Annotated in this window: 10 protein-coding genes and 1 pseudogene; 2 read left to right on the top strand and 9 right to left on the bottom strand. The window is 69.6% G+C overall.

The genetic code is table 11. From position 1 onward, the window contains the following. Both ACFFNX_RS30715 and ACFFNX_RS30720 read left to right on the top strand, forming a co-directional pair. On the top strand, positions 1 to 180 hold a 180-nt coding region (locus ACFFNX_RS30715), incomplete at its 5' end, for a hypothetical protein (RefSeq protein WP_378209364.1). Between the two features lie 38 nt (positions 181 to 218). Continuing rightward, the gene (locus tag ACFFNX_RS30720) at positions 219 to 1,619 is read left to right on the top strand and encodes a class II fumarate hydratase (RefSeq protein ID WP_378209365.1); all 1,401 of its coding nucleotides are present in this window, start codon (positions 219 to 221) and stop codon (positions 1,617 to 1,619) included. 44 nt (positions 1,620 to 1,663) lie between these two features. Here the strand turns inward: ACFFNX_RS30720 and ACFFNX_RS30725 are convergent, their stop codons facing one another. The 9 genes and pseudogenes from ACFFNX_RS30725 to ACFFNX_RS30765 all read right to left on the bottom strand — a co-directional run. Then, complete coding sequence (locus tag ACFFNX_RS30725) at positions 1,664 to 2,119, bottom strand: aggregation-promoting factor C-terminal-like domain-containing protein (RefSeq protein ID WP_378209366.1); 456 nt, start codon at positions 2,117 to 2,119, stop codon at positions 1,664 to 1,666. A gap of 65 nt (positions 2,120 to 2,184) precedes the next feature. Further along, positions 2,185 to 2,424, bottom strand: coding sequence for a hypothetical protein (locus ACFFNX_RS30730; RefSeq protein WP_378209367.1), 240 nt, complete (start codon positions 2,422 to 2,424; stop codon positions 2,185 to 2,187). A 74-nt stretch (positions 2,425 to 2,498) separates the two neighbouring features. Next, positions 2,499 to 3,215 carry an aggregation-promoting factor C-terminal-like domain-containing protein gene (locus tag ACFFNX_RS30735; RefSeq protein ID WP_446678535.1) on the bottom strand — a complete coding sequence of 239 codons (717 nt, stop codon included), beginning with the start codon at positions 3,213 to 3,215 and terminating at the stop codon, positions 2,499 to 2,501. 751 nt (positions 3,216 to 3,966) lie between these two features. Further along, positions 3,967 to 5,274 carry an RNA 5'-3' helicase PhoH2 gene (phoH2, locus tag ACFFNX_RS30740; protein WP_378209369.1) on the bottom strand — a complete coding sequence of 436 codons (1,308 nt, stop codon included), beginning with the start codon at positions 5,272 to 5,274 and terminating at the stop codon, positions 3,967 to 3,969. 162 nt (positions 5,275 to 5,436) lie between these two features. Beyond that, the gene (locus ACFFNX_RS30745; protein WP_378209370.1) at positions 5,437 to 6,198 is read right to left on the bottom strand and encodes an isoprenyl transferase; all 762 of its coding nucleotides are present in this window, start codon (positions 6,196 to 6,198) and stop codon (positions 5,437 to 5,439) included. A gap of 197 nt (positions 6,199 to 6,395) precedes the next feature. Then, positions 6,396 to 7,931, bottom strand: a complete 1,536-nt coding sequence (locus tag ACFFNX_RS30750) for a phosphoenolpyruvate carboxykinase (RefSeq protein WP_378209371.1) — start codon at positions 7,929 to 7,931, stop codon at positions 6,396 to 6,398. 222 nt (positions 7,932 to 8,153) lie between these two features. Next, on the bottom strand, positions 8,154 to 8,675 hold the full coding sequence (gene abmR / locus ACFFNX_RS30755) for an ATP-binding transcription factor AbmR (RefSeq protein WP_378209372.1): 522 nt from the start codon (positions 8,673 to 8,675) through the stop codon (positions 8,154 to 8,156). Positions 8,676 to 8,891: 216 nt separating this feature from the next. After that, positions 8,892 to 10,061, bottom strand: coding sequence for a C40 family peptidase (locus ACFFNX_RS30760; protein WP_378209373.1), 1,170 nt, complete (start codon positions 10,059 to 10,061; stop codon positions 8,892 to 8,894). A gap of 246 nt (positions 10,062 to 10,307) precedes the next feature. After that, positions 10,308 to 10,574 (bottom strand): annotated as a pseudogene (locus ACFFNX_RS30765) (N-acylglucosamine 2-epimerase); the annotation flags it as partial.

The following is a 10,574-nucleotide window of genomic DNA, read 5'->3' on the forward strand; positions in this document are numbered from 1 at the left end:
GCGCTGGGCGTGGCGGTCGAGGGCGTCGCCCCGATGCACGTGGGGCGGCCCGGTCCGCCCGCGATCGTGGTCGGCTACGCCCGGCTCGCCGAGCACCGCCTCGCCGAGGCCGTCGGCCTCCTCGCCACGGCGGTCGCCGGCGCTCGACCCGGACGACGGGACGATCTCCGCCGCGCATAGGGTCGATGATGTCGGCACAAGGTTCCGGGAGGCATCACATGTCCGAGCAGGAACACAGGGTCGAGCACGACTCCATGGGAGACGTCCGGCTCCCCTCGTGGGCCAGGTGGCGGGCGCAGACGCAGCGTGCGGTGGAGAACTTCCCCATCTCGGGTCAGCGGCTGGAGCGCGCGCAGATCGCGGCGCTCGCCCGGATCAAGGCCGCGGCGGCGCGGGTCAACGCCGAGCTCGGGGTGCTGGAGCCGGACATGGCGGATGCCGTCGAGAAGGCCGCGCTCTCCGTCGCCGACGGCGAGTACGACGAGCACTTCCCGATCGACGTGTTCCAGACCGGTTCCGGGACGTCGTCGAACATGAACGCCAACGAGGTCATCGCGACACTCGCCCAGGAGCGGCTCGGCCGGCCCGTCCACCCCAACGACCACGTCAACGCCTCCCAGTCCTCCAACGACGTCTTCCCCACCTCGATCCACACCGCCGCCGCCGGTCTCGTGGTGGACGAGCTGATCCCCGCGCTCCGGCACCTCACGGACGCGCTGGAGCGCAAGGCCGAGGAGTTCTCCTCCGTCGTCAAGGCGGGCCGCACCCACCTGATGGACGCCACACCGGTCACGCTCGGCCAGGAGTTCGGCGGGTACGCCGCCCAGGTCGCGTACGGCGTGGAGCGCCTCGACGCCGCGCTGCCGCGCCTGGCCGAGCTGCCACTGGGCGGCACCGCGGTCGGGACGGGCGTCAACACCCCGGCCGGCTTCGCCCAGCGGGTCATCGCCGAGCTGGCGCGCGACACGGGCCTGCCGCTCGCCGAGGCGCGGAACCACTTCGAGGCGCAGGGCGCGCGTGACGCCCTCGTGGAGACCAGCGGGGTGCTGCGGACCATCGCCGCGGGCCTCATCAAGATCGCCAATGACCTGCGCCTGATGAACTCCGGTCCGCGCGCCGGCCTGGCCGAGATCCGCCTGCCCGAGCTCCAGCCGGGGTCCTCGATCATGCCCGGCAAGGTGAACCCGGTCATCCCCGAGGCCGTGTGCCAGGTCGGGGCGCAGGTCATCGGCAACGACGCGGCCATCGCCTACGGCGGCACGGCGGGCACCTTCGAGCTCAACGTGATGATGCCGATGATGGCCCGCAACCTGCTGGAGTCGATACGGCTGCTGACCGCCGCCTCCCGCGTCCTCGCCGACAAGTGCGTGGACGGGATCGAGGCCGACGCCGAGCGCGGCCGGGAGTACGCCGCGTCGTCCACGGCCATCGTCACGCCGCTCACCCGCTACATCGGCTACGAGGCGGCCGCCAAGGTGGCCAAGCGGGCACTCGCCGAACGCAGGACGATCCGGGAGGTCGTCCTCGATGCCGGGTACGTCGATCGCGGGGACCTGACCCTCGAACAGCTCGACGCCGCCCTGGACACGCTCGCCATGACCCGGCCCGGCGGCTCCTGAGCCCCGCTTACGGACGTCTGACGTTCAGGCCCTTTGAGACAGGCTTAGTACCAGCCGGCGGCCTCCGCGTGGTCCCAGGCGGCGCACGGGGTGCCGTACCGCCGGGCGATGTAGCCGAGTCCCCACTTGATCTGTGTCGCCGCGCTGCTGCGCCAGTCGCCGCCGGCGCTGCGCATCTTGGTGCCGGGCAGCGCCTGCGGGATCCCGTACGCGCCGGACGAGCGGTTGCGGGCCAGGTGGTTCCAGTTGCTCTCGCGCGTCCACAGCCGGTCCAGGCACCGCCACTGCCGGTCCGACCAGCCGCGCGGGGTCATGAGCGCCACGGCCAGCAGCCGGTTCCGCAGGGGCGCCGAGATCTCCAGGGCGTCGACGTGCCCGGAGTCGTGCGCGGGGTCATGGTCGGTGCGGACCATCGCCGTCGCCGTCCGACCGGGCGCCCACGGACCCACCGTGGCGACGCAGCCGATGGCCGCCGTGATCCGGATGATGTATCGATGCACAGCCAGGACACTGTCCGCGGCCCTGGCAGGGCGACACCCGCGCGAGCGGCATCCGTGCCGGGCCGTTACCGGTTCTTTGCGGCCGGTGCGCCGTTGCTTTGCCCCCGGCTCGGCGTGTGCCGGCGCCGGTCGCCGGTGCCGGGCTTCTTGTGGTGCCGCGCCGCGACGATCCGCGCGGCGGCCGTGCTCGGCGACGCCGCCCGGGTGGGCGCCGCCAGAGCCAGTCCGGCCACGACGCCGAGGCCCGCCAGGATGGCGACGGCCTTCGGCGGTACGGAACCACGTATGAAGTTGTGAACCACCATGTACCTTCTGGTCGGCCGCGCGCCAGAGCGCGCGGCGAGCTCTATCGCGTACGGCCGGGCCGGCGGACTCGGCTCTAGTACCAGCCGCTGGACTGGGAGTGCGACCAGGCCCCGCACGGGGTGCTGTACCGGTCCTTGATGTAGCCGAGGCCCCACTTGATCTGGGTGGTGGCGTTGTTCTGCCAGTCGGGCCCGGCGCTGGACATCTTCGAACCCGGCTTGGCCTGCGGGATGCCGTACGCCCCGGACGGGTTGGCGGCGTGGACGTTCCAGCCGCTCTCGCGGTTCCACAGGTTGACCAGGCAGCCGAACTGCGAACTCGGGCTCCACCCGAAGCTCGGCAGCAGCGAGCGCGCGATGCGCTGCGCCTCGCTCGCCGGCACCGGGTCGCCCGCGCTGGGGGTGGTGGGCTTCGGCTTCGGCGGGGGCGTGCCCTTGGCCAGGAGCTTCGGCCGGACCACCTGGCTGCGGGCGGCGCGGGAGGCGCGCTTCTTCAGCTCCTTCTGGCGCCGCTTCTCGGCGTCGGCACGCTGCGCGTCGGTCAGCGGCGCGGGAGGCGGAGCCTGGGCCTGCACCTGCTGGGTGGTGTGGTCCTTGTTCGAGGAGGAGGAGCCACCGGTCACCGCCCAGGCGACACCTCCGCCGCCGACCACGGCGACGGCTGCGGCGACCGCGGCGAACCGGATCAGCCGCTTGTTGCCCGTGCCGGGGGCGCGATGCCCGCCCTCGAAGTCTGGGGTGAGCGCGGGGTCCGCCCCGGGGCCATAGGGCGGCATGGCCGACGTGGCCATGGGCTCCGGCTCGTACTCCGGCTGGTACACGGGGATGTCGTGCGCCGTGTTGTCGTCGGAGTCGTGACCCATGTCGTACGCGGCCGTGGCGTTGCCGTCGGGCGCGTCGTGGGCGTAGCCGTTCGGATCGAAGGCACCGGTGCCGTACGAGGACGTCTCGTACGCGCCGTCGTCCTGGACGGAGGGCGTGCCGAGGGGTTCGCCGGCGACCTTGAGGTCGTCGTGCGACATCGGAGCCGGGCCGCTACCGGTCTCCCACGGCGCCTGCTGGGGCGTGGCGCCGTCCTGTCGATCGTCTCGTCCGGGTGACCTGAATTGGTCTCCGTACAAGGCGGTCCTTCCGAAGGTCGCACGCGCATGGGCACACGTGCGAATGTCCTCACTCCAGGAACCGGCGCGGGCGCGCTCGGCGCGACCGTCGGTTCCCTGGGTGGGGCACGGCCCTCCATGGCGGCGTACGGCGGGGGGTTCAACGCCGGGGCTGGGGGCTGTCCCACTGGAGTGCTTACGGCGCCCAAGACTGCACGAAGACGGGGGGTACCCCGCAACCGGAATGACGTGACTGATCTCACGTCGAACCGTGTCACAACAGGAACAGACTGCTCAATTCACCCGACTATCAGCACTTTCCCAGCTTTCTCCCATACACTGTGACTTTGGTCACACCATTACGGGAGAATCCCTCGTGACCTCACAGCGTGACGAAAACCCCTCGGCTCCCGAAGGGGCCGAGGGGTCACGGGCGATGGGATCAGACGCCGACGTCGCCGAGCGTGTCGGTCACCAGCGCGGCGATCGGCGAGCGTTCGGACCTGGTCAGGGTGACGTGTGCGAACAGTGGGTGGCCCTTGAGCTTCTCGACCACCGCGACGACGCCGTCATGCCGTCCGACCCGCAGGTTGTCACGCTGCGCGATGTCGTGGGTGAGCACGACGCGCGAGCCGGCGCCGATCCGCGACAGCACGGTGAGCAGCACTCCGCGTTCGAGGGACTGCGCCTCGTCGACGATCACGAACGAGTCGTGCAGCGAACGGCCGCGGATGTGGGTCAGCGGGAGCACCTCGAGCATGCCGCGGTCGAGGACCTCCTCGATGACCTCCGGGGTGGTGATGGCCGAGAGCGTGTCGTACACCGCCTGGCCCCACGGCGACATCTTCTCGTTCTCGGTGCCGGGCAGGTAACCGAGCTCCTGGCCGCCGACCGCGTACAGCGGGCGGAAGACCACCACCTTGCGGTGCTGGCGGCGCTCGAGCACGGCCTCCAGGCCGGCGCACAGGGCCAGCGCGGACTTGCCCGTACCGGCCCGGCCGCCGAGCGAGACGATGCCGATGTCCTCGTCGGTCAGCAGGTCGAGCGCGACGCGCTGCTCCGCCGACCGGCCGTGGAGGCCGAAGACCTCGCGGTCGCCGCGGACCAGGCGTACGGACTTGTCGGGCATGACCCGGCCGAGGGCGGAGCCGCCGCCGGAGAGCAGCCGCAGGCCGGTGTGGCAGAGCAGGTCGCGCGCCTCGTCCAGGTCGACCTGGCCCGAGTCGTACAGCCGCTCCAGCCGCTCGGCGGGCACCTCGAGCTCGGCCATGCCGGTGTGCCCGGTCTCGACCACCTTCTCGGCGCGGTACTCCTCCGCCGTCAGCCCGACGGAGGCCGCCTTGACCCGCAACGGGAGGTCCTTGGACACGAGAACGACGTCGTGCCCTTCCTGGGACAGCGACCGCGCCACCGAGAGGATCCGCGTGTCGTTGTCGCCGAGCCGGAACCCGGCCGGCAGCACCGAGGGGTCGGTGTGGTTGAGCTCGACCCGGACCGTTCCACCGTCATCGCCGATGGGCAGGGGTTCGTCGAGCCGACCGTGCGCGAGCCGGAGGTCGTCGAGCGTCCGCAGCGCGGCACGGGCGAAGTAGCCCAGCTCCGGGTGGTGACGCTTGGCCTCGAGCTCGGTGATCACGACGATCGGGAGTACGACCTCGTGCTCGGCGAACCGGGACAGCGCTCCCGGGTCGGCCAGCAGGACACTGGTGTCGAGGACGTACGTGCGCCGGGTGGCGGCTGGTCTGGCCACTCGTTCTCCTTCGGGCGCCTGCCCAGGCGGACCGCCTGAGGAGGCGTCCTTTCCTCGGGGGGACCTGTTTCGACGCTAAGGCCGCCACCCCACCCGAGAACAGAGGCGGACCGATAAGTAACCCGGACGTAACCGAGGTTTCGGCCTGCCCTACCAGGAGGTTCAGTAGCCGTAGCGACGATGTCTCGCGGCGAAGGCGCGGATCGCCCGCAGGAAGTCGACCTTGCGGAAGTCAGGCCAGAAGGCCTCGCAGAAGTAGTACTCCGAGTGGGCGCTCTGCCAGAGCATGAAGCCGGAAAGGCGCTGCTCTCCCGACGTGCGGATGACGAGATCCGGGTCGGGCTGGCCACGGGTGTAGAGGTGCTCGGCAATGTGCTCGACGTCGAGGACCTCGGCGAGTTCCTCGATGCTGGTGCCCCTGCTCGCCTGTTCGTGCAGGAGTGAGCGCACCGCATCAGCGATCTCACGTCTACCTCCATACCCAACTGCGACGTTCACAATCAGGCCTGGAGCATCGGATGTGCTTTCTTCGGCATGTTTCAGGACACGCGCCGTCTTGTCGGGGAGAAGGTCGAGGGCGCCGACCGGCTTGACGCGCCATCCCTGCCCGGCGAGGTCCTCGACGGTGTTCTCGATGATCTGCAGGAGGGGCTCCAGCTCGGCGGCGGGCCGGCTGAGGTTGTCGGTGGACAGCAGCCACAGCGTGACCACCTCCACCCCCGTCTCCTGCGACCACTGGAGCAGCTCGGAGATCTTGTCGGCGCCGCGCTGGTGGCCGGTGTTGATGTCGGCGATGCCCATTGAGCGGGCCCACCGGCGGTTGCCGTCGAGGATGACACCGATATGGCGCGGGTTCGCGTCGGAGTTCAGCCTCGCCTCAAGCCGTCGTTCGTACAGCTTGTAGACAAGGTCCCGCAGGCTCATGAGCCGCACCTACTCCCAGTTCCGCGCCATGGTGTGAGCAGTCAATTATCGCGCTCAGCTCCGCATGCGGGGCCCGTACGGATGAACTGCCGTAAAACCCTCAGGTGGCCACCAGCGTCACCTGAGACACGTCAGACGCTCTGAGAGGCACCCTCGGCGGTCGAGGGTGCCTCTCAGAGCGTCTGCGGCGTCGCCGGTCAGCGGATGGACTTCAGGATCGCCTCGTCGAGGCCGCGGAACGACGCCAGGTACTCACGCCGCTCGGTCTTCATCCGCTCCACCATCGCGTCGTACTCCTCCAGCCGGCCCTGCCGCTCGTACAGCCGCCGGGGCCGCAGGATCTCCGGGTCGTCGATGCCCGGCAGGAAGGAGGCGACCTCGTAGCCGAAGTCGGGGTCCTGCTCCCACTCGATCGTGTCCTCCACGATGGCCTGCACGATCGCCGACGAGTGCGGGATCTTGACCTTCTTGCTCCGGTCGTCGCCCTCGCCGCCGCCGACGCGGCCGGTGTTGAGCACGAACACCTGCATCTCGTGGCCGTCGAGCAGTTCGAGCATGCGGTTGCCCATGTCGGCCATGTCGCGCGGGAAGAACGGATTGGTGCCGGGCACGCGGAGGAACTTGCCCTCCTCGTCCTTGCCGCCGGCGCTGGTGCCGGTGGTCTCGCCGAGCATGAAGTACGCCGCGGCCTGCGCGCGGTCCAGGCGCGCGACGCCCGGGACGATGTTCTCGTTGCGGTTGAGGATCAGCAGGAACTCGGCGGGCTCCACCTGGTCGGCCGGCCACGGGTCGACGTACTTGAACGGCCAGGTCGTACGCCCGTTCTTGGTGTACGACGTGTCGAAGAAGTCGACCTTGCCCTTCTCGTCGACGGAGACGTTCTCCAGGTAGGCGTCCGGCTTGGTGGTCGCGTGGTAGATCGTCGGCTCGAACTCCGGGTCGAGGCCGAACGTCTTGGCGAAGCAGCCGTTCTCGGTGGTGTAAACGCGCCCCTGAGGCATCAGCGCGACAAAGTCGTCCTGCACCGGTTTACTGCCGAGCTGGGTGGTGAAAGTCGTCGTGGTCTTGCCGGTTCCGGAGAGCCCGACGATCAACACGGTCTTGTTCTCGCCGTCCACCGGGATGACCTTGCAGCCGGCGTGCAGAGAAAGACCGCCGCGCTTGTAGACGATGTTGTTCCACATTCGCAGGCCGCCTTTCTTGGACTCACCGAAGTAGTCCGAATTGAAGACGCGCGTGATGTTGGAATTCAGGTCGACGGCGATGAGGCGGTCGTTCGGGTAGCCCGCCATCGGCAGGTTCGGCGTGTAGACGACCGTCGTGTGCGGGTCCCACGTCGCCGGGTCGTAGTCCTCCCCGACCGGGTAGTAGAGCTGCCTCTGCATCCCCGCGATGTTGGCGTTCGACGCCTCGATGACGAGGCGCGCCCGGGTGCGGAACTCCGGGTCGCTGCCGATGTAGCCGTCGACGACGACCACGTCCTGCCCGGCGAGGTAGGCCTCCTGCGCGGCCGCGACGCGGTCGTACTCGGCCCGCGTGATGGTCTGCTTGGTGGTGTTGGTCGAGTCCTCGACGATGAAGGTCGACTTGGCGCTCCGGCTGTCGACCCTCGCCTTCACCACGACGTTGGCGAACTCCGTGACCGACGAGTTGGGCATCTTCTCGGTGAGTTCACGTAGTCGCTGCGGGCCGGGGTTCCACTCGATGGAACTGGCCTTGACTTCGTACGCCACGATCGCTCCTTCAAGCCGGCACGCCCCTCGGCTGAATGACCAGGGGTTTTTCCGAGTGTACCCGGAGGAACGATTTATAACATGACTGGGCGGGGTTTAGCGAGAGCCCTTTCGCGCCATTGGTTTAGACCTTTGGCATAGACCTTTGGATTAGACCTATGGAGTAGACCTTTTTCGTGATTGTCATTATTTCCGTTGTGTTGCTGGCGCGTTTTACCGGTCTCACACCTGGGGACCGGCGGCGCGCGCCCGCTCGACGTGCTGCAGGGCGTCGCGGAGTTCGGCCAGCCAGTCGTCGGCGTTCTTGCCGACCAGGCGGACGCACCACGCCAGGGCGTCGCTGCGGCTCCGCGCCACGCCCGCGTCCACGAGCGTGTCGAGCACTCTGCGCTCGGACTGCCGCAGCCGCGTCATCACCGGAACGGACAGCTGGGTGAACATCGTCGTCTCGTCCCCGCAGCGGACGCCCCAGGAGACCTTGCGGCCGAACCGGTGCTCGGCCTCACGGGCGATGTCGACGCGGCGCTCACGCGTGTCCTCGCGGAAGCGCTGCACATGCCCGGCGATGACGCCGGAGCGCTCCGCCTCGGAGACATCGTCGGTCACCTGTGGTGCGGCCAGCCGGCCGATCACACTGATCTCCTCGCGGTCCAGCACGACCTCGGGAGCGTCTTCGAACCAGCCGTCCGGAAGCCGCCCCGTGAACCACCCGCGCAGTTTCTCCAGCCCATCATTCGTAGTCATGTAATTATGATTACACACTAACGGCGGACCGGCCACCCCGAGCCTGCTCAGCGGCATCGTGCTCACCCGGGCAGGAGCGGCCGGAGGCTCCACGACGTACGTGCACGGCGGGGACCGCGGCGGTCGATCACATCCGCCGCGCAGGCCGCCGCCAGGCGTAGGCGGAGCAGGCGATGCTCGAAACTTCGCCTTCCGCCGGCCGCCGGCGGCGGTGACTCAGGCGCCGCCGGCCTTGCGGGCGGCGGCTTGCGGGTTGACCCGGATCGCACCCCAGAAGTTGGTCATGTAGACCGTCTGGATCTGCACGTCCGTGCCGGTGTGCGGCGCGACCACCATCTTGTTGTCGCCGAGGTAGATGGCGATGTGCGAGACGCCGTTGAAGGTCGGGTCGTTCTTCCAGGTGAGCAGGTCGCCCGGCTGCGCCTGGCTGTAGGGCAGCCGCCAGCCGGTGAACGCCTGGATGTCGGCGGTGCGCGGCATCCGGATGCCGGCCTTCGCGAAGGCGTACTGCACCAGGCCGGAGCAGTCGTAGCCGCCCTCCGCGTCGGACTCGCCGCCCCAGACGTACGGCATACCGATCTTCGACTCGGCGGCCCGGATCACCGTGTTGACCTGGGGCGCGGTCATGACCCTGCCGTTCGGCGCGCCGCCCGGGGTGCTCGGGCCGTCGTACCGCGACTCCAGCGCCGCGGTCTTCACTCCGTGCGGCAGCACCTTGGCGAGCGCCTTGCGGAGCTTCGCGACGTCGACGTGCGGCGCGCTGACGAGCAGCGCGTTGCCGGACGGCATGCCGATGGAGCGGGCGGTGGCGTGCGAGACGACCGCGTCGACCTGGCCGATACCCATCGTGGCGTACGCGCCGACGCGCACCGCGGTCTTGTGGTCGGTGCCGCCGATCTGGGTCCAGGAGGCGAGCGGGACGCCGCCGTCCTTGCCCATCGTGAAGGAGATGGCGACGTCGCCGCCGGAGATGTTGCGCCACAGCGCGTCGGACTTGGCGCTGGCCTCGGGCGTGTACGCGCGGAAGGTCGAGGGCTCGACGCCCATCACGCCCACGCGCTTGCCGGCGACGAAGGCGCGGGCCGCGTCGACCACCTCGACCGCCTTGACGCCCTTCACGTGCCGGACCGCCTCGACGTTCGCCGCGGGGATGGTCTGCTCGGAGGCGACGAGGACGTGCGGGACGATCTCCTTTCGCAGCGCGGAGACCGCGCCGGGCGTGTAGCCCGCGGGGTCGGCCGCGGCGACAAGACGCTCATCGCCCGTTCCGGTCGTGGTGCCGGTCTGGTCGCGTGCGACGACGACCGCGATGTCCGCGGCGACCGTGGTGACGAGAGTGACGCCAATGACCGTCGGCAGCATGCGGCGGCGGCTCGGCCAGCGCACAGCACCCCTCCTCATCCCCGCTGTGTCGTACGACTATGGCCCACCGGGCAACGGTCGTCTACCCATGCACCGTATGGACCACTCGTCTCCGCCCGGCCGCATCGCGCGTACAGGCGCCCGTCCTTGAGGTAACACCCCGATAACTCAAAGATCAAGACCGTCCCGCACCGATGTTGACAGAAATTCCAATGAGCGGTCTTTCGGCGTGAGCACAGGGCGAAGAGATGAATGTCCGTAGTGACCGAATCAGCGCGTCGTCAGCTCGTTCTCGAGCGCGGTGGTCTCGGTGACCGGCATGCGGCAGGTGAACTCCCGGCACACGTACGCCGCGGGACGGCCGTCGACGGGCGTGCGGCCCTCCATCAGCGGGACGCCGTCACCGGTCGCCACGACGGCGGGCACCGTGCTCAGCAGCGCCGTGCGGTGCAGCTCACGGGTGCGCGGGTCGTCGGCCGGGCCGGCGACCGCGACCTCCAGCGGGCCGGCGAGCAGCGCCTCCACGACGGCCAGGCC

The organism is Actinoallomurus acaciae (genome assembly GCF_042429965.1).
GTDB lineage: Bacteria > Actinomycetota > Actinomycetes > Streptosporangiales > Streptosporangiaceae > Actinoallomurus > Actinoallomurus acaciae.